Origin of the sequence: Microbacterium sp. NPDC057741 (assembly GCF_042798735.1) — a bacterium.
GTDB lineage: Bacteria > Actinomycetota > Actinomycetes > Actinomycetales > Microbacteriaceae > Microbacterium.
The window spans coordinates 786215-810245 of sequence record NZ_JBHVJW010000002.1 but is presented as its reverse complement, the minus strand read 5'-3'; the positions used below and the strand labels follow the sequence as shown (position 1 = coordinate 810245).

Annotated in this window: 22 protein-coding genes; 8 read left to right on the top strand and 14 right to left on the bottom strand. The window is 67.7% G+C overall.

Features of this window, described 5'->3' with window-relative positions:
- Positions 1 to 14: 14 nt before the first annotated feature.
- Both narH and ACFVDO_RS10705 read right to left on the bottom strand, forming a co-directional pair.
- On the bottom strand, positions 15 to 1703 hold the full coding sequence (gene narH, locus ACFVDO_RS10710) for a nitrate reductase subunit beta (protein WP_378855893.1): 1689 nt from the start codon (positions 1701 to 1703) through the stop codon (positions 15 to 17).
- Positions 1700 to 5422, bottom strand: a complete 3723-nt coding sequence (locus tag ACFVDO_RS10705) for a nitrate reductase subunit alpha (protein ID WP_378855895.1) — start codon at positions 5420 to 5422, stop codon at positions 1700 to 1702. Before ACFVDO_RS10705 ends, narH begins: the two co-directional genes overlap by 4 nt.
- Positions 5423 to 5610: 188 nt before the next feature.
- Here ACFVDO_RS10705 and ACFVDO_RS10700 point away from each other — a divergent pair, with 188 nt between their 5' ends.
- Positions 5611 to 6834, top strand: coding sequence for a nitrate/nitrite transporter (locus tag ACFVDO_RS10700; RefSeq protein WP_378855897.1), 1224 nt, complete (start codon positions 5611 to 5613; stop codon positions 6832 to 6834).
- 147 nt (positions 6835 to 6981) lie between these two features.
- On the opposite strand, the gene ACFVDO_RS10695 is transcribed toward ACFVDO_RS10700, so the two are convergent.
- Both ACFVDO_RS10695 and ACFVDO_RS10690 read right to left on the bottom strand, forming a co-directional pair.
- A complete protein-coding gene (locus tag ACFVDO_RS10695) occupies positions 6982 to 7506 on the bottom strand; it encodes an RNA polymerase sigma factor (RefSeq protein WP_378855899.1) in 525 nt (174 codons plus the stop codon).
- A complete protein-coding gene (locus ACFVDO_RS10690; RefSeq protein WP_378855901.1) occupies positions 7503 to 8084 on the bottom strand; it encodes a hypothetical protein in 582 nt (193 codons plus the stop codon). The genes ACFVDO_RS10695 and ACFVDO_RS10690 overlap by 4 nt, the downstream gene beginning before the upstream one ends.
- A 451-nt stretch (positions 8085 to 8535) precedes the next feature.
- On the opposite strand from ACFVDO_RS10690, the gene radA reads away from it, so the two are divergent.
- Positions 8536 to 9903: a DNA repair protein RadA gene (radA, locus tag ACFVDO_RS10685; protein WP_378855903.1), complete on the top strand. Its 1368-nt coding sequence runs from the start codon at positions 8536 to 8538 to the stop codon at positions 9901 to 9903.
- Between the two features lie 5 nt (positions 9904 to 9908).
- Here radA and ACFVDO_RS10680 read toward each other — a convergent pair whose 3' ends face one another.
- From ACFVDO_RS10680 to ACFVDO_RS10650, 7 genes are all read right to left on the bottom strand, one after another.
- Positions 9909 to 10148 carry a hypothetical protein gene (locus ACFVDO_RS10680; RefSeq protein ID WP_378855905.1) on the bottom strand — a complete coding sequence of 80 codons (240 nt, stop codon included), beginning with the start codon at positions 10146 to 10148 and terminating at the stop codon, positions 9909 to 9911.
- Positions 10145 to 10549, bottom strand: a complete 405-nt coding sequence (locus ACFVDO_RS10675; protein ID WP_378855907.1) for a dehydrogenase — start codon at positions 10547 to 10549, stop codon at positions 10145 to 10147. The genes ACFVDO_RS10680 and ACFVDO_RS10675 overlap by 4 nt, the downstream gene beginning before the upstream one ends.
- A gap of 256 nt (positions 10550 to 10805) precedes the next feature.
- On the bottom strand, positions 10806 to 11462 hold the full coding sequence (locus tag ACFVDO_RS10670) for a hypothetical protein (protein WP_378855909.1): 657 nt from the start codon (positions 11460 to 11462) through the stop codon (positions 10806 to 10808).
- Between the two features lie 9 nt (positions 11463 to 11471).
- Positions 11472 to 11975: an amino-acid N-acetyltransferase gene (locus tag ACFVDO_RS10665; protein WP_378855911.1), complete on the bottom strand. Its 504-nt coding sequence runs from the start codon at positions 11973 to 11975 to the stop codon at positions 11472 to 11474.
- Between the two features lie 115 nt (positions 11976 to 12090).
- Positions 12091 to 12891, bottom strand: a complete 801-nt coding sequence (locus ACFVDO_RS10660) for an SDR family NAD(P)-dependent oxidoreductase (RefSeq protein WP_378855913.1) — start codon at positions 12889 to 12891, stop codon at positions 12091 to 12093.
- A 2-nt stretch (positions 12892 to 12893) separates the two neighbouring features.
- Positions 12894 to 13397: a MarR family winged helix-turn-helix transcriptional regulator gene (locus tag ACFVDO_RS10655; protein ID WP_378855915.1), complete on the bottom strand. Its 504-nt coding sequence runs from the start codon at positions 13395 to 13397 to the stop codon at positions 12894 to 12896.
- A gap of 106 nt (positions 13398 to 13503) precedes the next feature.
- Positions 13504 to 16020, bottom strand: a complete 2517-nt coding sequence (locus ACFVDO_RS10650; protein WP_378855917.1) for an ATP-dependent Clp protease ATP-binding subunit — start codon at positions 16018 to 16020, stop codon at positions 13504 to 13506.
- 164 nt (positions 16021 to 16184) lie between these two features.
- On the opposite strand from ACFVDO_RS10650, the gene ACFVDO_RS10645 reads away from it, so the two are divergent.
- From ACFVDO_RS10645 to ACFVDO_RS10620, 6 genes are read left to right on the top strand one after another with little or no spacing between them, the layout of a single operon-like run.
- A complete protein-coding gene (locus ACFVDO_RS10645; protein ID WP_378855919.1) occupies positions 16185 to 16799 on the top strand; it encodes a hypothetical protein in 615 nt (204 codons plus the stop codon).
- Positions 16799 to 17518 (top strand): hypothetical protein, encoded by a 720-nt coding sequence (locus ACFVDO_RS10640; RefSeq protein WP_378855921.1) that lies wholly within the window; start codon positions 16799 to 16801, stop codon positions 17516 to 17518. The genes ACFVDO_RS10645 and ACFVDO_RS10640 overlap by 1 nt, the downstream gene beginning before the upstream one ends.
- Positions 17515 to 18108 (top strand): hypothetical protein, encoded by a 594-nt coding sequence (locus ACFVDO_RS10635; RefSeq protein WP_378855923.1) that lies wholly within the window; start codon positions 17515 to 17517, stop codon positions 18106 to 18108. The genes ACFVDO_RS10640 and ACFVDO_RS10635 overlap by 4 nt, the downstream gene beginning before the upstream one ends.
- A complete protein-coding gene (locus tag ACFVDO_RS10630; RefSeq protein WP_378855925.1) occupies positions 18108 to 18839 on the top strand; it encodes a DUF2975 domain-containing protein in 732 nt (243 codons plus the stop codon). Before ACFVDO_RS10635 ends, ACFVDO_RS10630 begins: the two co-directional genes overlap by 1 nt.
- Positions 18836 to 19027, top strand: a complete 192-nt coding sequence (locus ACFVDO_RS10625; protein ID WP_378855927.1) for a hypothetical protein — start codon at positions 18836 to 18838, stop codon at positions 19025 to 19027. The genes ACFVDO_RS10630 and ACFVDO_RS10625 overlap by 4 nt, the downstream gene beginning before the upstream one ends.
- Entirely contained in the window at positions 19024 to 19263 is a 240-nt protein-coding gene (locus tag ACFVDO_RS10620; RefSeq protein WP_378855929.1) for a helix-turn-helix domain-containing protein, read from the top strand. Before ACFVDO_RS10625 ends, ACFVDO_RS10620 begins: the two co-directional genes overlap by 4 nt.
- Positions 19264 to 19267: 4 nt before the next feature.
- On the opposite strand, the gene ACFVDO_RS10615 is transcribed toward ACFVDO_RS10620, so the two are convergent.
- The 3 genes from ACFVDO_RS10615 to ACFVDO_RS10605 form a co-directional block, all read right to left on the bottom strand.
- On the bottom strand, positions 19268 to 20470 hold the full coding sequence (locus ACFVDO_RS10615; protein WP_378855931.1) for a M20 family metallopeptidase: 1203 nt from the start codon (positions 20468 to 20470) through the stop codon (positions 19268 to 19270).
- Positions 20467 to 22632 carry a DUF262 domain-containing protein gene (locus ACFVDO_RS10610; protein WP_378855933.1) on the bottom strand — a complete coding sequence of 722 codons (2166 nt, stop codon included), beginning with the start codon at positions 22630 to 22632 and terminating at the stop codon, positions 20467 to 20469. Before ACFVDO_RS10610 ends, ACFVDO_RS10615 begins: the two co-directional genes overlap by 4 nt.
- A 121-nt stretch (positions 22633 to 22753) precedes the next feature.
- Positions 22754 to 24031, bottom strand: a complete 1278-nt coding sequence (locus tag ACFVDO_RS10605) for an exonuclease domain-containing protein (RefSeq protein ID WP_378855935.1) — start codon at positions 24029 to 24031, stop codon at positions 22754 to 22756.

Here is a 24031-nt window from a genome sequence, read left to right as displayed (position 1 = left end):
AGGGAGGACGGTGCTCATGGGCGCCCTTCGTCTCGTCGCTGCGCTCCTCGCTCAGGACCCGGGGAGTCATCCGGCGGGAACAGCCCGTCCGGATGCCCGTTGCCGTCCCAGTTCAGCAGGTTGACCCTGCCTCCGGACGACGGCCGGTCGGCGGTCTGCCGATCAGCGAGCACGTGGAAGTTCTCCACCGCGACCGGAACGGCCTGGCCGCTGGCGGCGCCGAAGAGGCCGCTGCTCGCACCGCCCATGCCGGGCCCGCCGTCGTAGTCGAGCGAGCAGGCCATCTCCTCCAGCTCGTGCGCCTGCTCGGCGTGCGCGGCGGGGATGACGTAGCGCTCCTCGTACTTCGCGATCGCGAGCAGCCGGTACATCTCCTCGATCTCGGGCCCGGTCATGCCGACCGCCTCGGCGATGGACTCCTCGCGCACGTCGTCGATGCTGATCCCGCGCATGTACGACCGCATGGCTGCCAGTTTGCGCAGCGCGGAGTCGACCGGCGCGACGTCTCCCGCGGTGAACAGCTCTGCGAGGTACTCGATCGGGATGCGCAGCTTCTCGATCGCGGCGAACAGCGTGCGCGCGTCTTCCCCGTCGTTGCCCGACCCGGTGACCACGTCGACCACAGGCGACAGCGGCGGGATGTACCAGACCATCGGCATGGTGCGGTACTCGGGATGCAGCGGCAGCGCGACCTTGTACTTCTGGATGAGCTTCCAGATCGGGCTGCGCTGGGCGGCGGTGATCCAGTCTTCGGCGATGCCGTCCCGCCGAGCGGCCTCGATGACCGCCGGGTCGTTCGGATCGAGCAGCACCGAACGCTGCGCCTCGAGCAGGTCGTGCTCGTTCTCGGTCGACGCCGCCTCCGCCACGCGGTCCGCGTCGTACAGCACCAGGCCCAGGTAGCGCAGCCGGCCCACGCAGGTCTCGGAGCACACTGTCGGCAGGCCCACTTCGATGCGCGGATAGCACATGGTGCACTTCTCGGCCTTGCCGGTCTTGTGGTTGAAGTAGACCTTCTTGTAGGGGCATCCGCTCACGCACATCCGCCACCCGCGGCAGGCGTCCTGATCGACGAGCACGATGCCGTCCTCGGCCCGCTTGTACATCGCGCCGGACGGGCAGGATGCAACGCAGGACGGATTCAGGCAGTGCTCGCAGATACGAGGAAGGTAGAACATGAAGGCCTTCTCGAACTCGGCCGAGACCTCCTGGCTCATCTTCTTCAGGATCGGGTCGTCCTGCATGGTCTCGACCGACCCGCCGAGGTCGTCGTCCCAGTTCGCCGACCACTCGATCTTCATGTCCTTGCCGGTGATCAGGCTCTTCGGCCGGGCCACCGGGGTGTGCTGCTCACCGCTGGGGGCGTTCACGAGCATGTCGTAGTCATACGTCCACGGCTCGTAGTAGTCGTCCATGCCCGGCAGCTTCGGGTTCGAGAAGATGCGGGCGATCTTCGCGAGGCGCCCGCCGGAGCGCAGCCGCAGCCGACCGCGCTTGTCGCGCACCCAGCCGCCCTGCCACTTGTCCTGGTCCTCGTACCCGCGCGGGTAGCCGAGGCCGGGCCGCGTCTCGACGTTGTTGAACCACACGTACTCGACGCCGGTTCGGTTCGTCCAGGCCTGCTTGCAGGTGACGGAGCAGGTGTGGCATCCGATGCACTTGTCGAGGTTCATCACCATCGACATCTGCGCCATGACCTTCATCGGTACTGCACCTCCTGGTTGCGGCGACGGATGGTCGTCACCTCGTCACGCTGGTTGCCGGTGGGTCCGAGGTAGTTGAACGCCCAGGCCAGCTGCGCGTACCCGCCGATGAGGTGGCTCGGCTTGAGCAGGATCCTCGTCAGCGAGTTGTGGATGCCGCCGCGCTGGCCGCTCATCTCACTGATGGGCACATCCACCGTGCGGTCCTTCGCGTGGTACATGTACACCGTGCCCTCCGGCATTCGGTGCGACACGTTCGCCCGCGCGACCACGACGCCGTTGCGGTTGTACGACTCGATCCAGTCGTTGTCGCGCACCCCGATCTTGGCGGCGTCCTGCGGACTCATCCAGATCGTGGGGCCGCCGCGCGAGAGCGACAGCATGAACAGGTTGTCCTGGTACTCGGAGTGGATCGACCACTTCGAGTGCGGCGTCAGGTAGCGCACGTGCACCTCGGTGTGGGTGCTCTTGCCGGGCTCCACGTCGCCGAACAGCCGGTGCATGTCCAGTGGCGGCCGGTAGATCGGCAGCGCCTCGCCCAGCTCATCCATCCAGTCGTGGTCGAGGTAGAAGTGCTGCCGGCCGGTGAGCGTGTGCCAGGGCTTGAGGTGCTCGACGTTGATCGCGAACGCCGTGTAGCGCCGACCTCCGTGCTCGGAACCCGACCACTCCGGCGATGTGATGACGCTGCGCGGCTGCACCGACACGTCCTGGAAGGTCAGGTGGGTGCCCTCGTGCTCGTCGGCGAGGAAGGCCATCTTCTGGCCGGTGTGCTTCTCCAGCGCCTTGAACCCCTGCACGGCCAGGCGTCCGTTGCTGGTGCCCGAGAACGCCAGGATCATCTCGCAGGCGCGCTGATCGCTGTCCAGTCGCACCGAACCGGTGTACGGCCCGGAATCCACTGTGCCGTTCACGCGCTTCAGCCGTTCGATCTCGGGCTCGGCGTGATAGGTGATGCCCTTGGTGGTCATACCGAGCTTCTCGGTCAGCGGACCCAGCGACTTCCACTTCTCGGCGAGGTTCGGGTAGTCGCGCTCGACGACGACCAGCTTCGGCATCGTCACTCCCGGCACCCGGGGCAGGTCCTCCACCCGGCCGTGCGGCGTGGCCATCACGTCGGGGGTGTCGTGCTGCAGCGGTGCCGCGACGATGTCCTTGCGCACACCGAGATGCGTGCGCGCCAGCTCGCTGAACTTCTCGGCCAGCAGGCGGAAGTACTCGAAGTCGGTCTTCGTCTGCCACGGCGGCGCGATGGCCGGGTTGAACGCGTGGATGAACGGATGCATGTCCGTCGACGACAGGTCGTACTTCTCGTACCAGGTAGCGGCCGGCAGCACGATGTCGCTGAACAGCGTGGTGCTGGTCATGCGGAAGTCCGCCGTCATCAGCAGGTCGAGCTTGCCCTCGGGCGCCTTGTCGCGCCACGTCATGTTCACCGGACGGGAGTCGGGCCCCGCCTCGGACGCCCGGACTGCGGCATCCGTGCCGAGCAGATGCTTGAGGAAGTACTCGTTGCCCTTACCGGACGAGCCGAGCACGTTCGCCCGCCAGATGTTCATGATGCGCGGGAAGTTCTCCGGGGCATCCGGATCCTCCACGGCGAAACGCAGCGAGCCCTCGTTCAGGCTGTCCACGACATGCTGGGCCGGCTCCTTGCCCGCTGCCTCCGCCTCGTCGACCAGGTCGAGCGGGTTGCGGTCGAAGGTGGGGTAGCTCGGCATCCAGCCGCGTTGCACGGACTCCACCAGGCAGTCGGCGGTGGTCTTGTCTGCGAAACGCCCGGTTCCGAGCGGGGATGCCAGCTGGTCGGCGGGCAGTCCGTCGTAGCGCCACTGGTCGGTGGCGAGGTAGAAGAACGCCGTGCCGATGGTGTGCCGCGGCGGGCGGCCCCAGTCGGCGGCGGCCGCGTACTGCTGGTAGCCGGTGATCGGACGCACCTTCTCCTGGCCGACGTAGTGCGCCCAGCCGCCGCCGTTCACGCCCTGGCATCCGGTCATCGTGGTCAGCGCGAGGAAGGTGCGGTAGATGGTGTCGGAGTGGAACCAGTGGTTGGTTCCCGCACCCATCAGGATCATCGAGCGGCCGCCGGAGCGGTCGGCGTTGTCGGCGAACTCGCGGGCCACGCGGATCGCCTGCGCGGCGGGCACCGAGGTGTGCTCCTCCTGCCAGGCCGGCGTGCCGGGGCTGTTCGCATCGTCGTAGCCCGTCGGCCAGTCGCCGGGGATGCCCTCACGGCCCACGCCGTACTGCGCGAGCATCAGGTCGAACACCGTGGTGACCGTCTTGCCCGCGATCCGGCGGGTCGGGACGCCGCGGACGACCACGCCGGAACCGCCGGCGTGCTCCTGCCCGGGTTCCGGGTCGAGATCGAACCGGGGCAGCCGCACCTCCGCGGCATCCCCCGTCCAGTCGGCCAGATCGGTCACCGACAGCGGCGGCACGACGTCGCCGAGGTCGAGGTTCCAGCGTCCCTCGTCCTCGGGGCTGAAGCGGTGGCCGAGCGATCCGTTCGGCACCACCGCAGTGCCCGCGGCATCCATCAGCACCGGCTTGAAATCGGCGCGCGACTGCGCGGCGGCCTCGCCGCCGAGGTCGGAGGCCGTGACGAATTTGCCCGGCACCAGACCGCCGTCGCGCTCCTCGAGCTCCACCAGGAACGGCGCGTCGGTGTACCGGCGCATGTAGTCCTGGAAGCGCTCGGTGCGCTTCTCGACGAAGTGCTCACGCAGGATGACGTGGCCCATGGCCAGCGCGAGAGCGGCATCCGTGCCGGGATGCGGCGCCATCCACTCGTCGGCGAACTTCGTGTTGTCGGTGTAGTCCGGCGAGACCGAGACGACCTTCTGGCCGCGGTAGCGGGCCTCGGTCATGAAGTGCGCGTCCGGCGTGCGGGTGACCGGCACGTTCGAGCCCCACATCATCAGGTAGCCGGCATTCCACCAGTCAGCCGACTCCGGGACATCCGTCTGGTCGCCGAACACCTGGGGACTTGCGACCGGCAGGTCGGCGTACCAGTCATAGAACGACAGCATGGTGCCGCCGATCAGGTTCATGAACCGCGAGCCCGCGCCGTGCGAGACCATCGACATGGCCGGGATCGGCGAGAAGCCCGCGACACGGTCGGGACCGTACTTCTTGACCGTGTGCACGTGCGCGGCGGCGGCGATCTCCATGACCTCGTCCCACGTGGTGCGGACGAGACCGCCCTTGCCACGGACGCGCTTGTACTTGCGCGCCTGCTCCGGGTCCTCGACGATCGACGCCCAGGCGTCGACAGGATCCGGATGCTGCGCCTTGGCCTGCCGGTACAGCTGGGCGAGCGTGTCGCGGATGTAGGGATACCGAACCCTGGTCGGCGAGTAGGTGTACCAGCTGAACGCTGCGCCTCGAGGGCAGCCGCGAGGCTCGTACTCCGGGGAGTCGGGGCCGACGCTCGGATAGTCGGTCTGCTGCGCCTCCCACGTGATGATGCCGTCCTTGACGTACACCTTCCACGAACACGACCCGGTGCAGTTCACGCCGTGCGTGGAGCGCACCACCTTGTCGTGCGACCAGCGATCTCGATAGAACACATCACCCGACCTGCCGCCCTCGAGGAACACCGCCCGCAAGTCCTCCGAGACCTCTCCCGGCCGGAGGAACCGGCCCATGTTCAACAGGGCGTCGGCGAGCGGCCCATCTGTCGCCGGCTCGCTCTCAGTGCGGATGGCGGGGGTCATCGCTGCTCCTTCTCCCGGGGAGGTCACGCTGTACTCAGCATCCTGCCCGCGGCCCTGGACCGGGGCAAGGGCTCGCCGGGTTTATTCCCATCCCGAACTTTCACCTCGGTTAGACACGGCGCAAGTGGTGGTGCCCGCCGCCGCGCCCCGCTACTCTCTGGCACAAGACCTCGGGAAGGGACCCCTCGATGAGCGTGCAATCCTCGGCGACGCCGTCCACCGACACATCACTCAAGGGCGGATTCACCCAGGTGATTCTCGCCACGCTCGCCTCCACCGTCGGGTTCTGGGCGTGGATGGCGATCGCTCCGCTGCAGAAGTCCTATGCCACCCAGATGGGTCTCGATGAGGGACAGATCTCGTTGATGCTCGCCACCCCGGTGCTCGTCGGCGCTCTCGGCCGCATCGTCGTCGGTGCGATGACCGACCGGTTCGGCGGACGCAAGATGTTCACGTTCGTGTTGCTGCTGTCGATCCCCGCGGTGCTGCTGGTAGCGCTGGCCGGATCGATCAAGAGCTTCCCGCTGCTGCTGCTCGCCGGCTTCTACCTTGGCGTCGCCGGCACGATCTTCGCGGTCGGCGTGCCGTTCTCGAGTGCATGGTTCCCGCCGGAGCGGAGGGGTTTCGCGAACGGCGTGTTCGGCATGGGCATGATCGGCACGGCGGTGTCGGCGTTCTTCACCCCGCGCCTCGCCGAGGCGATCGGCTACTTCCCCACCCACCTGCTCATCGCGGCGCTGCTGCTCGTGATGGCCGTGCTGAGCTGGTTCTTCCTGCGCGAGTCGCCGGTCTGGCAGCCCAACGACGCGAAGCTGATCCCGAAGGTGATCGGCGCGCTGAAACTCCCGGTGACCTGGGAGATGTCGTTCCTCTACGGCATCGTGTTCGGCGGCTTCGTGGCGTTCTCGACCTTCCTGCCGAAGTACCTCACCACGATCTACCCGGACGAGGTCGACGCTGTGGGCGCCGGCACCCGCACAGCGCTGTTCGCCGTCGCCGCGGTGATCGCCCGGCCGATCGGCGGCGTGCTGGCCGACCGGTTCGGACCGAAGGTGGTCGCGCTGACCTCGCTGGCGGGGATCGTCACCCTCGCGTACGTGGTGGGCCAGCAGCCGCCGGAGGGCATCGTCACGGGTGCCACGTTCATCTTCATGGCGGCAGCCATGGGCCTCGGGATGGGCGCCGTGTTCGCCTGGATCGGACCGTCCACGCCGAAGGACAAGGTCGGTTCAGTCAGCGGCGTCGTCGCCGCGGCGGGCGGTCTGGGCGGCTACTTCCCGCCGCTGGTGATGGGCGCCACGTACAACGCCGAGACGAACTCGTACCAGCTGGGCCTGTGGTTCCTGGTGCTGGTCGGCGCGTTCGCGCTGGTCGTCGCCGGCATGCTGAAGGACGTAGGCAAGAAGAAGTAGGCGGGGCGGTTGGTCGCCCGCGGTATCCGACCGCGAGATCCACGCGAGTTCCCTGCGAGACCCCGAGTTCTCCGTGAGACCCATGTTCTGCCCACGGGTCTCACGAAGAGGTCGAGGTCTCGTGCGGAACTCAGCTGCAGAAACCCGTCAAGCGCGAGTGCTGTGCTGCGTCGCCGGCTCGCGGGCGAGGATGCCACGCAGGCGCGCACGCGCGCGGTGGTGCCGGCTGCGCACGGTGCTCTCGTTCATGCGCAGGATGCCCGCGACCTCGATGAGCGAGAAGCCGTCCCAGTGCACGAGCGCGATGATCTCATGATCGACCGGATCCAGCTCGCGGAGGGCTGCGTGCAGGTCGTCGAAGTCCGGCCCCTCGGAGAAGCCCGACTGCGTTGTCAGCTGCTCGCGCAGCCGCTCGACGACAGCGCTGCGCCGGGCGCGGCTGCGCCAGTGATGCTGCAGCACACGCTGCGCGATCCCGAACATCCACGGGCGGACCTCACCATCGGATGCCGGCATCCGGTCGGCCTTGCGCCAGACGATCAGCAGGGTGTCGGACAGCAGGTCCGCGGCATCCTGAGGCTGCTCGACGCGGCGCGTGAGTGAGGCCAAGAGAGCCGGCGCGTGGACGCGCGTGGCCGCGGCGACCCGGGCGCGCAGAACGTCGTCGCTCACGGCACGTCCGTCGTGCAGCGGAACCCGTACGCGGCGACGGCGGTGCGGCCGGCGCCCTCTGCCATCCAGCCCACACCGGGGATCGCCTGCTCGGCGAACGCGCGCAGTTCCGGCCCGAGTTGAGAATCGGTCCGCCCCGACCCGTCGGGGTCGTCCGCGACCGGAGCGCCGGTATCGTACAGTCGCTGCCCGAAGCCCGCCCAGTCGTGGGCCCGGATCGCGTCGTCCAGCGCCGCCTGGTCGCCCGGCTCGGCGTCGCTGAGTTCGATCCACGCACCGCACCGCTCGGCGTGCCCGTCCTCGGTCACCCATTCCAGCGGGATCGGCACCGTGCTGCGCACGTGCCCCTCGGGCATCGACACGCCCTGCCACTCCGCGAGCTGGATCGCCGTCAGGCTCGCACCCGCGGTGAGCGCGAACGCTCCGGCGATCACCACCGGGATGAGCCAACGCCTGCGCCGCCTCGCCCGAGTCCCGCGCGCGATGTCGTCGGCGACGGCCGCCGCGAGGTTGTCGGCCGCGATCGGCAGCGGCTGCGCCGCTCGCGCGAGCAGGTCATCGAGTTCGGTGTCGTTCATACCCCAGTCATTCCCGGATTCCCCCCGATCGTTGCACACCGCCCGAGATCACCCTGATCTCGCGATCGCAGTTCCCCCGGCCCAGACGCTCTCGCGCTCCAGAAGCCCCCGCCCAATACCTTCCTCCCCAGATGCCACGCGCCTTCCCCGACGCATCAGCGGGACGGGATGATCCCGGAGCGAACCTTGGGAGGGGCCGCCAGGAGGGGCGGGCTCGCCCGGCCCTCCTGACGGAGGGTCCCACCGCGAGAGCGAAGGGATCATCCCGTCCCGCACCCCGGACCCACTCATCCCGTCCCGCACCCCGGACCCGCTCATCCCGTCCCGCACCCCGGGCCCGCTCATCCCGTCGCGCTCCCCCGGACCGACTTCCGCCCTTCGTCTCGTCGCTGCGCTCCTCGCTCAGGACCCGGATCCCCGACATGTCCGATGCCCCGGATAGCCTTACGACATGGCATCCAAGCGCTCCGCTCCCCCTGCTTTCTCATGCACGGAATGCGGGTGGACGACGGCGAAGTGGGTGGGCCGCTGCGGTGAGTGCCAGCAGTGGGGCACTGTGGTCGAGCAGGCCGCGCAGACCGGCATCCTGCGCCGGATCGACGCCGTCGCACCGACGGCGTCGCGCGCTGCGCGCCCGATCACGCAGATCACGACGACGGATGCTCCGCGCAGGTCCAGCGGCGTCGGCGAGTTCGACCGGGTGCTGGGTGGCGGCATCGTCCCCGGCGCGGCGATCCTGCTCAGCGGCGAGCCGGGCGTGGGCAAGTCGACGCTGCTGCTCGAGGTCGCCGCGCGTGCTGCCCGTGGCGGCCGTCGCGTGCTGTACGCCAGCGCCGAGGAGTCCGCAGCGCAGGTGCGGCTGCGCGCCGAGCGCACCGGTGCACTGCACGACGAGCTCTACCTGGCCAGCGAGACCGATCTCGCGACGATCCTCGGCCACATCGACGAGGTGCAGCCGCAGCTGGTGATCGTCGACTCCGTGCAGACCGTGTCATCGTCGCTGTCAGACGGCGCGGCGGGCATGCCCGGTCAGGTGCGCGAGGTGGCATCCACTCTGATCCGCATCGCCAAGGAACGCGACCTGCCGATCGTCATCGTCGGGCACGTCACGAAGGACGGCCAGGTCGCCGGTCCGCGGATGCTGGAGCACCTCGTCGACGTCGTCTGTCACTTCGAGGGCGACCGGCAGACGTCGCTGCGGTTCATCCGCGCCCTGAAGAACCGGTTCGGTCCGACAGACGAGGTCGGATGTTTCGAGATGACCGGCGCCGGCATCGCGGAGGTCCCCGACCCGAGTGGCCTCTTCCTGTCGCAGGGCGCGGCCGAACCCGGCACTTGCGTGGCCATCTCGCTCGAGGGGCGCCGTGCGCTGCCGGTCGAGGTGCAGGCGCTGACCATCGCCGCGAAGGGCCCGAATCCGCGTCGTGTCGTGCACGGCCTCGACTCCTCACGCGTGGCGATGGTGCTCGCGATCCTGGAGCGGCGCGCGGGCATCAAGGCCGGCGAGGTCGACGTGTACGTGTCGACGGTCGGCGGAGTGCGCTTCACCGAGCCTGCCGCAGACCTCGCGATAGCGATCGCCGTGGCCGGGTCGATCCAGCAGTTCTCCGTGCCGCGGACCGTCACCGCCGTCGGCGAGCTGTCGCTCGCGGGAGAGGTGCGCCCGGTCACACAGGCCGCGCAGCGGCGCTCGGAGGCCGCGCGCCTGGGCTACGAGCAGGTCATCGATGACAGATCGAAGTCGCTGCGCGCCGCTCTGACCGACGTCCGCTCACGAGCGGCATCCCGCCGCAGCGAGGACGACATCCCCGCATTCTGACGCCGTCAGCCCCGCGGATCGCTCGGTCCGCCACGCGTGCCCTTGTGCTCCTCCTCGATGATGCGCACGCCGTGCACGCTCACCGTCTCCGTCATGAGCAGGTCGAGCGAGGCGACGAACAGTTCGCCGATCAGCTCTGGCGTGGCGTCAGGCCCCGGCAGGTCGACGCGGAACCCCTGCGCCTGCAGGCCGCCGCCGTTCGAGAACGTGACCTCCGCGTCGAACACCGCACGGTACGAGGTCATGCGTTCAGCGCCTTGAGCAGCTCCTCGGGCGGAGCCTGCATGGGATGCGGACCGGCGATGTCGAGGAACACTGTCGTGATGCGCTCGCGATGCGTGGTCAGGAACGCCTTCAGCCAGGCCGCCGAGTAGATGCCGACGCCGGGCGGCAGATTCACGGGCTTGTTGCGGGCGTCGCTGAACAGCAGCAGCGCGATCTCGCCCGTGCTCGGGTCGCGGTAGGTCCACACCTCGCCACCGTCGAGGGGGTTGTCCCTGGCACCGGGCTTGATCAACGGCACGATCGTCGTGCCGTTGCGCAGCGCGAGGGCCACTGCGGCCATGTCCTGCTTCTCGAGCGCCTGCGCGAGCGCCTCGGAGCGGAACTCCTCGGGCGCCGGCTTCTTCCGACCCTTCTTCGCCATGCATCCAGCTTATGGGCGAGGGCGTCGGCACGAAGAAGTGGGGCCCTCTCGAATCCTCCATTGGGGACTGGGGTACTCGAGAGGGCCCTCGCGGTCTTGATCAAGCCGATGTCGAAGCGCTGGGGACACTTATGTCGACGCCACTGGGGATGGCATGTCCGGCTTGAATGAATCTCAAGACCACGGTTAATGGTATCCCAAACATCGGATGCCGTCACCCCATCTTGAGTACTTTCTGGACGGAGTCCCGAGTCGATCAGTACAGCAGGATCTGCTCGGTCTGGGCGCTGTCGAACCCGCCGATCGACACCGTCACGTGGTACGAGGCCCCGCCGCCGGGGGCGTGCGGGCGGTTCTTCTCGCCGCAGGTCTTCACCGACGAGCGGGTGCGGTCCCAGACCACAGGCTTCACGCTGTTCACCGTCTGCCCGGCCTTCAGCGTGACGATCATGTCACTGGGGTCCTTCTGGCAGTCCGTGGACCGCCACCAGACGTCGTTCCCGCTGGAGACGGTGAGCTTCTGCGTCGTGGAGCCGACGTTGATCGTGCAGTCCTTGGCGCCGGTGTTCTTCAGGCGGATCGAGAGCTGCGGATTCTTGCCTGCAGCATAGGTCGTGGCGTCCGTGACCGCGTCGACGGTGACGTCAGCCGCCGTGCAGGCGCTGATGACGGGCGTGTCGCTCGGCGTGGGCTCGACCTTCGGGGCATCCTCGGACGGCGACGCCGAAGGCGACTCGCCCTTCTTCGTCGGGGAGGTCGCTGGGGCGGTCTTCACCGGGGCGTCCGCCTGATCGGACCATGGCTGCGCGACCGCGAGCCACACTCCCCCGCCGATCGCGAGGACCAGCACGAGCACCAGCGTGATGACGACGAGGCGCCGTCGCCGGTACACGGCGGCGGATTGGCGAGGCATGCTTACAGGCTAGTTCAGCCGCTTCAGCATCCGCGTGTTGCCGAGCGTGTTGGGCTTCACGTGCGCGAGGTCGAGGAACTCCTCGACACCGGCATCGCCCGAGCGCAGCAGCTGCGAGTACACGTCGGCGTCGACGACCTGCTCACCGATGGGTTCGAAGCCCCGCCGCGCGAAGAACTCGGTCTCGAAGGTGAGGCAGAACAGCCGCGACAACCCGAGCGCTCGGGCTTTCCCCTCGAGCTGCTCGACCAGGCCGCGACCGATGCCGTGGTGCAGCCAGTCGTCGCGGACCAGCAGCGTGCGGATCTCACCGAGGTCCTCCCACATGACATGCAGTGCGCCGCAGCCGATGAGTTCACCGTCGGCCTCGGCGACGACGAACTCCTGCACTGCGCCGTAGAGCACGGCGAGGTCCTTGCCCAGAAGGATGCGCTGGTCGACGAGCGGCTCGAGCAGGCGATGGATGCCGAGGATGTCGCCGCTGCGCGCCGACCGGACCGCGTAATCACTCACGGATCCAGGGTACGCCGTGCGGAAGTTCGGATGCCGCAGACGAAACGCCGGGCGGATGCGGCATCCGCCCGGCGTTTCAAGGTGTGCGCTCCGAAGATGCGCACTCACGTCCGGATCAGCTCGGGTCGTTCCAGGACCAGATGTCGTCGCCGCGCAGCGTGGCATCCGCTCCGCCGTCGTCGTAGATGACCTGGCCCGCCATGTGCGTGTTCTCGACGCTGGTCAGCCAGATCAGCAGGTTCGCGATCGACTCCGGCGGCTGGTGGCTGTTCAGCGGCATCGGCACGGCGGCATCCACCATCGCGCGCCCCTCCTCGGTGGCGAGCAGCGGCGCGGTCATCGGGGTGACCACAGTGCCCGGCGCGACGGCGTTCAGCGGGATGTGGTTGCCGGCCCAGGCCGGGGTGATCGACTCGCGGCGCACCCAGCGCGCGAGCGCGCGCTTGGAAGAGGGATACACGGCGTACCCGATCTCGGGGCCCTGTGCCGCGAGGCCCTCGGCGATCCCGACCGCCTTCGCCTCGTCTCCGGCAAGCGCGGCCTCGACCATGTCGGACGAGTTCGGCTGCAGAGAGGCCATCGACGACACGACGGCGGCGCGCGGCGCATCCGACTTCGCCAGCGCGGGAAGCAGCGCCTCGAGCAGTTCGGTGACACCGAAGTAGTTCACCGAGATCGTCTTCGCGATCGGGGCCGAGATGCCGGCGCAGGCGATCACGGCGTCGATGGTGCCGCCTGCGAGTTCGATCGCCGCGGCCGCGGCATCCGCTCGTCCCTGCTTCGTCGACAGGTCGGCCTCGATGTCGGCGCCGCGCAGGTCGATGCCGATCACACGGTCTCCGCGGTCGCGCAGCAGCTGCGCGGTGGTCGCGCCGATGCCGGAGGCGGAGCCGGTCACGACGTAGGTGCGGGTCATGTTCATTCTCCGTTCTGCGATCCGGATGCGGATCGCGCTGGGCCGGGCACGGGTTCGTGCCCGGAGTCGGAAGCGCCCAGGGCGCCGACGAATCGTGCGAGCTGTGCGGCGAAGGCTGCGGCGTCGGCCTGCGGCCATCCGGCCAGCGCGGCGGAGACCATCACGACGCCCTGATCGACGAGGCGCGCGTGCACCTCCACGCCCCGGGCGGACAGGCGCACGATGCTGGCTCTGCGGTCATCGGGATCGGGGACGCGTTCGATGTACCCGGCGGCGGCGAGCCTGTTCAGCTGTTTGGTCGCGGTGGGGCGCGAGATGCGCAGAGCCGCGGCGAGATCGCTCGCGCGCGCAGGACCCTCCAGTCCGAGCATGTACAGCGGCGGCAGGTCGACGGGGTCGATCTGCACGCCTGCATCAGCGGCGACGGCCGCCTGTGTGCCGGCGGACGACCACCGTGCCATCAGGTGGGTGAGCGACGCCAGCAGGGTCTGCTCCGGACTGCTCATACCGGCATTCTACGCCGTTTAGTTGCCTCAGGCAATCATTTGCGAAAGCCCCGGATATGCGAAAGAGGACGGATGCCGCAGCATCCGTCCTCTTTCGTCAGTCAGTTCAGCTGGCCGCCAGGTCCGGCGTGGCGGTGATGCCGCCACCGGTGTTGACGCCGACCGAGACCTTCTCGCCGCGCGGAGCGGCGTCGAAGGTGAACTTGCCGTCGACGGCGTCCACCTTCACGTGGTCCCCGGGGTTCAGCTCACCGTGCAGGATCTTCTCGGACAGCATGTCCTCGATCTCACGCTGCATGGCGCGGCGCAGCGGACGTGCACCGAGCGACGGGTCGAAGCCGATCTCGATGAGCTTGTCCTTTGCGGCGTCCGACAGCTCCACCGTCATGTCGCGGTCGAGCAGGCGGTCACCGAGCTGCTTGGTGAACAGGCCGACGATCTGGCGCAGCTCGCTCTTGTCCAGCTGCGGGAAGACGATGATGTCGTCGACACGGTTCAGGAACTCGGGCTTGAAGTGGCGCTTGAGCTCCTCGTCGACCTTGCCCTTCATCCGCTCGTAGGTCGTCTGCGAGTTGCCCTCGACCTGGAAGCCGACCGGACCACCGGCGATCGCCGACGAACCGAGGTTCGTCGTCATGATGATCACGGTGTTCTTGAAGTCGACCACGCGGCCCTGACCGTCGGTCAGGCGACCCTCTTCGAGGATCTGCAGCAGGGAGTTGAAGATGTCGGGGTGGGCCTTCTCGATCTCGTCGAAGAGCACCACGCTGAACGGCTTGCGGCGCACCTTCTCGGTGAGCTGGCCACCCTCTTCGAAGCCGACGAACCCGGGAGGGGCACCGAACAGCCGCGAGACGGTGTGCTTCTCACCGAACTCGGACATGTCGAGCGAGATCAGCGCGGCCTCGTCATCGAACAGGAACTCGGCGAGCGCCTTGGCCAGCTCGGTCTTTCCGACGCCGGTGGGGCCGGCGAAGATGAACGAGCCGGAGGGGCGCTTCGGGTCCTTCAGGCCGGCGCGCTGGCGGCGGATCGTGCGGGAGAGGGCCGCGATGGCCTCCTCCTGTCCGATGACGCGCTGGTGCAGCGCCTTCTCCATGAAGACGAGACGCGAGGACTCCTCCTCGGTGAGCTTGAACACCGGGATGCCGGTGGCCTGGGCGAGCACCTCGGCGATCAGGCCCTCGTCGACGACGGCCTTGGTGGCCACGTCGCCCGAGCGCCACTGCTTCTCGAGGCGCAGCCGCTCACCGAGCAGCTCCTTCTCCTGGTCGCGCAGCGACGCGGCCTTCTCGAAGTCCTGCTCCTCGGACGCCAGCTCCTTGGCCTCGCGCACGGCGGCGATCTTGTCGTCGAACTCGCGCAGCTCGGGCGGACTGGACAGGATCGACAGGCGCAGGCGGGCGCCGGCCTCGTCGATCAGGTCGATGGCCTTGTCGGGCAGGAAGCGGTCGGCGACGTACCGGTCTGCGAGGTTCGCCGCGGCGACGATGGCGCCGTCGGTGATCTGCACCTTGTGGTGCGCCTCGTAACGGTCCCGCAGGCCCTTCAGGATGTTGATCGCGTGCGGCAGGCTCGGCTCCTGCACCTGGATCGGCTGGAAGCGGCGCTCGAGCGCGGCATCCTTCTCGAAGTACTTGCGGTACTCGTCGAGCGTGGTCGCGCCGATGGTCTGCAGCTCGCCGCGGGCGAGCAACGGCTTGAGGATGCTGGCAGCGTCGATCGCGCCCTCCGCAGCGCCCGCGCCGACCAGGGTGTGGATCTCGTCGATGAAGACGATGATGTCGCCGCGGGTGCGGATCTCCTTGGTGACCTTCTTCAGGCGCTCCTCGAAGTCACCGCGGTAGCGGGAGCCGGCGATCAGCGAGCCGAGGTCGAGCGAGTAGAGCTGCTTGTCCTTCAGCGTCTCGGGCACGTCGCCCTTGACGATCGCCTGGGCGAGGCCCTCGACGACGGCGGTCTTGCCGACGCCGGGTTCACCGATCAGGACCGGGTTGTTCTTGGAGCGGCGGGAGAGGATCTGCATGACCCGCTCGATCTCCTTCTCGCGCCCGATCACCGGGTCGAGTTTGTTGTCGCGCGCGGCCTGGGTGAGGTTGCGACCGAACTGGTCGAGCACCTGCGAGCCGCCTTGCGCCTGCTGGCTCTCGTGCGCCGGGGCGCCGACGGCGGTGGGCTCGCGGCCCGGGGCGCCGGAGAGCAGCTGGATGACCTGCTGGCGCACCTTGTTCAGGTCGGCGCCGAGCTTGACGAGCACCTGAGCGGCGACGCCCTCGCCCTCACGGATGAGGCCGAGAAGGATGTGCTCGGTGCCGATGTAGTTGTGCCCGAGCTGCAGAGCCTCGCGGAGGCTGAGCTCGAGAACCTTCTTCGCACGCGGGGTGAACGGGATGTGACCGGTGGGCTGCTGCTGGCCCTGACCGATGATGTCCTGCACCTGCTCGCGCACGGATTCGAGCGAGATGCCGAGGCTCTCCAGAGCCTTGGCGGCGACGCCCTCGCCCTCGTGGATGAGACCGAGCAGGATGTGCTCGGTGCCGATGTAGTTGTGGTTGAGCATCTTCGCCTCTTCTTGGGCGAGGACGACCACTCGACGGGCTCGGTCCGTGAATCTCTCGAACATGCTGGTTACTCCCCTGCTGATGCCGGTACTCCGAGAGTAACGACCAGCGGATGCCCGTAAGCCCGTGTTCGCCGTAGGCATAGCCGAGCACCTGTTGACGCGCATATCGAGAGTCGTTATGTTAACGAAAGTCGATAACAACGATAGTCGTTATGGAGTTGATCATGAACACTCGCACCGGAAGGCCCTCGATGGCCGAGGCCGTCACGCTCGGGCTGGTCGCCACCGGCGCCGTGAGCATCGCCGTCGCCGCGCTGACGGGCGCGATCAACGCGTCGATCGAGATCTTCGGATCGCCCGTTCCGGTCTTGCTGCCGGTGCATGATGCGTCGATGGACTCCCTCGCGGGTGTCGCGGGCGTGGCATCTGCCGAGTACACCGAGTCGGTCGTGTCGTTCGAGACGCTGGATGCCGGTACCCGATGGCTGCTGTTCGGCGAGCAGGCTCTGCCGGCGCTCGCGACGGTGATCGTGTGCATGTCGCTGTGGTGGCTGGGGCTGTCGCTGATCCGGCAGCGCGCGTTCCGCAGGTCGATGGCGCCCGTGCTGGCCACTGCCGCCATCGCGCTGATCGTCGCCGGGATGATCGGGCCCTTCCTCGGGGCGATAGCACGGGCGCAGGTCGTCGACAGCCTTCCGGCATCCGTCACCGGCAGCTTCTGGGCGCTGCTATACCAGCTCGATCCTGCGCCGATCGGCTGGGGAATCGCGCTCGCGCTGATCGTCAGCGCGTTCGAGGTGGGGCGCCGGTTGCAGCGCGAGACAGAGGGGCTCGTCTGATGCTGACGACCTTCGGCGGAGGCGATCTGCCAGGAACGCTCTCGGTGGTCCTGCTGGTGCTGGCGGTCATCGGAGCGATCGTGCTGATCGTCACGGTATGGGGGCGACGGCGCGGCGACACGATGGTCGCGGTGAAGGCGACACTGATCCTGGCTCGGCTGTGGCTGATCATGTGGTCGCTGGGGGCCATACTCACCGTGGTGAGAGCGTTCTCCGCCGACTTCATCGAGCTGCAGGATCCGGTGCTCATGTCGATCGATCAGCTGCCGACCGGCGGCGCAGCCTGCGAGGCCCCCTCAGCACCCCCCTCCGGCCCGGTCTACCTCTGCGACAACACCGTCTACGGCGCCTCCCTCGGCGTGCACATGGCTCTCATGGCAGGAACACTCTTCGTCGCCGCGGCCGCGCTCGCGATCGGATGGGCGATCGCCGTCGCCGCGACGCAGGCCATCGGAGGCGAACCCTTCCACCCCACTGTCGCGCGCACCTTCGGCGTCTCGGGCCTCATCGTCCTCGGGGCAGGTCTGATCGGCAGCATCCTGCAGCAGCTAGCGATGAACCTCGCCGTGCAGCAGCTGCCGGGCGGCAGCGACGAGGGCGTGCCGTTCTATCTCTCACTCGAGTACTGGCCGTTGCTCGTGTCACTCGGATGCTTCGCGATGGCGGCGATCTTCCGGCATGGGGCGCGGCTGCAGCGCGAGACGGAGGGGCTGGTATGAGCATTGTCGAGCGGTCGTTCCGCGGGGCCAATCTCGTGTGGACCGGGATCATCGCGGCGCTGGCAGTCGTGGGGGTGCTTTCGGTCGCCGTGACCAGGTTGATGATCGCATTCGGTCCAGCGGGCATCGTCTGGCAAGTGGCGCTTCCGGAGAGCTACGACTCCCCTTCGGCACCGTCCGGAGCGTCCGTGCAGGTCACGCAGGGGATCGTGGAGGTGACGGATGCCAGTGCGGGGCTCGTCTCGTTGATGGTCATGACCGTCGTCGTCGCGGCGCTCGCAGGCATCGCCGCGATCGCCTGTTACTTCGTGCTGACTGCCGAGATCTCCCGCGGTCGCACCTTCTCCCGCCGGGCCATCCGGATGCTCACCTGGATGGCCACGATCGTCCTGCTGGGCACCGTGGCCTGCTATTTGCTCGACTCGGCGATCGGGCGCGGGGTGCGTTCCGCCGTCGGTCTCGGCGAGGTGGGCGGATCGACGCCGCTGAGCTATTGGATGGGGTTCGCGATCTTCGCGGCGCTGAGCCTGATCACATACGCATTCCGTCGCGGAGCGGCACTCGAGAAGGACACGGAGGGGCTCGTCTGATGTTCACCGTCGGCACTGAAGACCTCGCGGCCGGGCTGTCACAGATCCTGCTCGTGCTGGTCATCCTCGGCTTCATCGCATCGGTCGTCGGAGTCGGGGCAAGGAGATCCGGGAACCGAGCGATCGCCCTCACGATCGCCTCGTCCGTGTCATTCGGATGGGTCGTGCTGTGCGGCATCGGGGTGATCTTCGTCGGGTATCAGAACCTGTTCGCGCCGATTGTGGACGTCAGTGCGAACGTCACCGATTCTCGGCCGTCGGAGTTCGGTCCTTGTGACGGCAGCGCCCCTGCCGTCGACACGGCGACGGTGATCTGCAATTGGTCCGACGGCACCACCCTGCAGATCGCCGGGCTTCCTTCCGGGCTCCGCTCGCTGCTACTCCTCACAGCGCTGATCGGTCTCATCCTGATGGCTGTGCCCGGCGTTGCCGTATGGCAGATCGCCAGGCGTGCCGAGGCAGGTGAACCCTTCGACCCACGAGTGGCGCGGACACTCGGGATACTCGCGATCATCGTTCTCGTGCTCGGCATCCTGCACGATCTGCTGGCGCCGATCGGACAGACGCTCGCCGCGCGTGCGGCCCTCGGGAAGGACGACGCGTACGGGCCGCCGATGTTCGAGTTGAGTGTGCAAGTCTGGCCGTTTGCCGCTGCACTCGTCCTGACGGCGCTCGCCGCCGTGTTCCGGCACGGCTACCGACTGCAGCGCGAGACGGAGGGGCTCGTATGAGCATGTTCCACCTCGGAGCGGTGGCCGTGATGCTGCTGCTCGCCGCTGTGATCCTGGTCTTTCCTGGGGCGACGGCCTACGTGCCGTTCGAGTTCTGGCCGCTCGGGGTCGTGATCGCGCTGTTCGCCTTCTCGGCGGTTCTGCAGCACGGTCGACGGCTGCAGAAAGAGACGGAGGGGCTGGTATGAGCCCCGCAGAGATGGATGACGAGGACACCGGCATCCACTGCCGCCTCGACGAGCTGCTTGCAGCGCGCGGGATGACGCTCACCGAACTGAGCGCGCGGGTAGGTGTGAGCGTGGTGAACCTGTCGGTGCTCAAGAACGACCGAGCGCGGGCCATCCGCTATTCGACCCTGCGCGCGATCTGCGATGCGCTGGAGTGCGAGGTCGGGGAACTGCTGGTGCTCGCGCCGAAGGCGTGAGCGCCTATTCGGCGGCCAGCAGCCTTTCGGCCGCGGCGAGACACCCGGCCAGCAGAGCGTGCGCGGTGACGTCGACGGCGCTCTCGTCAGGTAGGAACCGGGGGTGGTGCAGGGTGGGCTGCGGCTCCTCCCCCGCGGTCTCGACGCCGACGAACAGCATGGCGGAGGGGACCGCCTCGCAGAAGTAGGCGAAGTCGTCGGCGCCGAGCGAGCGCATCGGCTCGTCGCCGGGGATGCCGAGCCTCGTGAGCCATCCGCTGATGCCGAGTGCCAGGTCGTGATCGTTGATGAGCGCCGGCTGTCCGTCAATGAGGGTTGCCGTCGCGGTCGTGCCGTACGCCTCAGCGGTGCGCTCAGCCATGGTGCGCACCGCTTCGAAGAGGGCCGTGCGATCGCGGACGTCCGTGGTGCGCATCGTCGCCCGGATATGCGCCTGTGCCGGAAGAACGTTGGCGACGCCATGCCCCGCGTTCATCGTGCCGACGGTGATCAGCGCCGGACGCACCGGCGTGATCGTGCGGCGGACGACCTCTTGGATGCCGATGGCGATGTGCGCGATCGCGGCGACCGCATCACTGGCGAGGTGAGGGTAGGCGCCGTGCCCACCTCGCCCCTCGATGCGGATGTCGATCTCGTCGGCTGCGGCGTTGACGAAGCCTCCGGCGGCTGCGACCGCGCCGGGCGTCACGCCAGGGTGCACGTGGGCTCCGATGACGTGGGCGATGCCGTACTGCTCGATGACACCGGCCTCGACCATCTCCTGCGCGCCGGGAGGAGACGTCTCTTCCCGCGGCTGGAGCAGTCCGACCAGGCCGAACGGAAGGTCGACACGATGCGCGGCGCGCATCAGTGCGACGAGGGCGGCCTGATGCACGTCGTGTCCGCAGGCGTGCATCGTGCCGTTGGTCGACGCGAAGGATGCCCCGGTCTGCTCCGCCACCGGCAGCGCGTCGAGTTCGGCGCGGAGCGCGATCGCCGGGCCTTCGGCCGGGCCGATGCGGCCCACGGCCCCAGCATCCGTCATCGGCGTGAACGAGGTGACGTCGCTCATCGCCGCGACCAGACGGTCGCGCGTCGGGGCCTCGTGACCGGACACGTGCGGGTCGGCGTGCAGCTCGCGGCGCAGGGCGCGCGCAGCGGGGAGCACGGCGTCGAGGGCTGTGAGCCAACGGGTGGCGAGGGTGGGGAGGTCGTGAGTAGGGGTCACTCTCCGACCTCCGCGAAGGATGCGTCGTCGACCAGGTCCTCGTCCGAGTCGGTCTCGGCTTCACCGAGGCCCGCCACATACTCATCACGGATTTCATAGAGCGACTTTCCCGTGGCCGATACCCGCCAGAACCACCATCCGTTGACGCCTCTTCCGAGGATGGCCTTGCCTGCGGCAGAGGGCGTCTCGTATGACGCATCGCCGATGAAGATCCGTCCGTCCTGCGCGACTGCGGCGGTCCTCGCGTCGTCACGCTTCCGCGAGACCAGCCTCTCACCCACCGTGAGCCAACCGGATGACACCAGCTGGGCGAGATCCACTGTGACCGAGGGAGTCTTCTTCGCCGCACGGTCGGCGATCACGCCGATGTGTCCTGCCGGCACCGGCCACAAACGCGTGATCTGCTCGATCATCTGGGCCGTACGTGCCTCGATGGTCACTTCGCTCCACTCGCCGTCGCCCGCGATCGCCAGCGCTTCCTTGGTGATCAGCACGTCATCGGAGTGTAGGAAGTGCTCGCGCTTCTTCTCCCAGGACCCATTCGACACGCGGCTGTTGAGCGCCTGTGTGACGATAGTCAGATTGCCCTGCTGCTGCACGGCTCGTCGCCGCAGCGCCTGTTGTTCCTCATCGAGATCCGCGTCCCAGTGCTTGCGCCACTCCTGCGGCATCAGGTGCTCGATCGTCGCCCTTCCTCGGACGATCGGCCCCATTGCGAGTCGCCTGCCGTCGGGGTACCCGCGCTTGTCGTCCTCCAGCGCCTCGAGAACCATGCGGAGCCGGGCGCGAACGTAGGTCCAGTACGCCGTGGCACCCGTGAGCGCTTCCCGGACCTGGTCATCGCCGGGCCAGTAGCCGCCGGAGGATTCGTTGGCTACCAGGAATCCTTGCAGGGCGTCCGCGACCTCTTCGCTCGACTGCTCGCTCAGGTGCACCAACAGATCGACGACGAACCGATTCGATCCCTTCGACGATGCCTTGACCAGGGCACGGCGCACGAACCAACTCTCCAGGATGTCGAGGAACCGAGTTCGCTCATTCGACGAAATGCCCGCCTGCTCGGGTTCATCGAGCCAGATCAGAACAGGTCGTGCGACCTCGGAGTCGAGGGTGGCCACCCGATATTCGAAAAGCTGCGGCCGGGTGAGCTGGCCGTTCGGCTGCTCAGCTCCCTCAATGACCGCCCGGTATCGATCAGCCGCTGCTCTGATCCGCGGGAGCACCGCGACGACATCCTTCGCGACCGTGTTCACGTAGTGCTTGAACTGCGTGAACACTTCACGGATGGGGAACTCGGTGAGGGTGCGCGCGATCAGCCACTGCCAGAGGAACAACGATGCCCTGGTGTGGGTGACACGGCCGCGCGTGACCTCGGCCTCCCACCACGGTGTTTCGAACTCCGCCCAGTTCGACGTGTAGGCCTGCTCCGCATCCGCAGCGGGGACCTGCTGGAAGATGAAGTTCTTGATGAGGTCGGCGGCCGAGAGCGGCGTCCCGCGTGCGTTCAGAGTCTCGAAGATCGCCTGGGCATCTTCATTCCGGTCGAGGGAGATGCTCGCGATCTCGAGCCGATCCTTGATGGCGGCCACGAGCACCCTCGCGCGCTCCTCAGCATCATCGCCCTGGCCGAGCCATTCGGCGATCGACTCGGCAAAGAATCTGTGGGCATCCCTCAGCCGCGAGGCCGGCAAATTCGCATAGTCGACCGGCGTCGGCGCCGACATCACGTCGGTGAAGGCATCCCGGTCCCTGTTCGTCGGCCACAGCTTGTAGCGCTCGTCGTCGGTCTCGCAGCTGTCGGCCGGATTCTCGACGAGAGGACGAACCCGCCCCGCAAGCGCCTTCCAGCCGCGGCTCTCCAGTTCGGCGTGCAGGGCATCGAGAAGGAGCTGCAACGTCGTCAGCCTCTGCTGCCCATCGATGACGTTCGCTGCGGGCAGGCTCCCTAACCCGGTCTGCACCTGCTGAGTGACGATCGCTCCCAAGAAGTGCGTCGCCGCGTCATCATGCTTCGAGATGACCTCGATAAGCCGAACGATGTCTTCCCAGAGCGGTTGCCACTGAGTCTCCTTCGACCACACGTAGGGCCGCTGAAACAGAGGCACGAGCAGCCGCGTCGGATTGAAGAAGATCTCCTGAGGCTTGACGACATCGGTCTTCATAGTGCGATCTCCTGAACCGTCCTCAGCGGGTACGTCTGTAGCGGCGTGAGGAACTCATATCCGGGTTCGTTAACCCTGGCACAAGTCACGTTCGCGGATCGGCCTTGTGGACCGGGGCGTTTCATCCAGCTGCCAGGCCGTGCTGCAGGATGAACGCGTCGAACGCCGTGATGAACTCGGCCTCCGTCACGATCGGGATGCCGTGGGCTCGGGCAGTCTTCGCCTTGCCGGACTGGCTCATCGGATCTTCTGCGACCAGCACGACGCAGTTCTTGGTGACGCTGCCCGTCACGAACCCGGCATCGGCGATCGCGTATGCCCACGCTTCGCGCGGGCGGCTCATCGTGCCTGTGAACACGATGCGCGCTCCCAGTACGAGGGTGAAGGAAGCGCCGGTCGCAGCGATCGGTCCTGGCGCGTCTCCGCGCATCTTCTCCGCGGGGATGGCTCGCGCAACCGGAATAGGAACGGGGATCTCGGGCGCCGGCAGATCGAGGATGGTTGCGATCTGCTCGAGTTCGCGCTTCTCATCCGCGGTGACCGTCCCGTCAGCGAGAGCTTCGGCCGTGGCCGCCTCGAGATATGCGGCGTGAAGCTCATTGATGCGTCCGGCACTGAGGTGGGCGACCTCCGCGATCGCTTCCAGGCGCGAGTACTCCATCGTCGAGATGAGGCCGTCCTCGAGCACGCGCGCCAACATGTCGAGGTACACGGCGGCCGCAGCGTCGGAGGTGTCGAGCGTGATGCTGACCCGTTCCCAGAGCGGGAGCGACGCCGTGTCGATGAAGGCCATGGGCGTCGCAGTCCCGATGGCCGCCCTCGGAGAATTCTGCTTCGCCGGCAGACCGTCAGATGCCAGGGGGAAGATTGCCCTCAGAGCGTCGGATTCCCACTGTCGCGAGTGTCCGCGTTCTCGAATCAGCACGGCGATGACAGCGCCTGTCGCGCGCGCATCCCCCAGCGCCGCATGGGCTGAGCCGTGCTCGATCGAGAGGACGCTGCACACGTCATTGAGCTTCGCCGCTCCGAAGGATGCGCGCGACCAGAGCATGGTGCAGAGCGCGGAGTATTCTGCCGGAAGCATGTATCCGTGTGCGGCCAACTCCGCGCGGAGGAATCGGAGGTCGAACTCCTGGTTGTGTGCGGCGAGTGTGCGACCGCTCAGAAGGCCCACGAGCTGAGCCGCGACGTCTCCGAACAGCGGAGCGTCGACGACATCGCTCGCATGGATGCCGTGCACGTGCGTCGGACCGACATCGCGCTGCGGGTTGACGAGAGTGGTCCACTCGTCCTCGACGTTGCCTGCCTCATCGAGGAGAACGACGCCGATCTCGACGATGCGATCGCCCCGCGCCGGCGAGAAGCCAGTGGTCTCCAGATCGATGACGGCATAACCCAT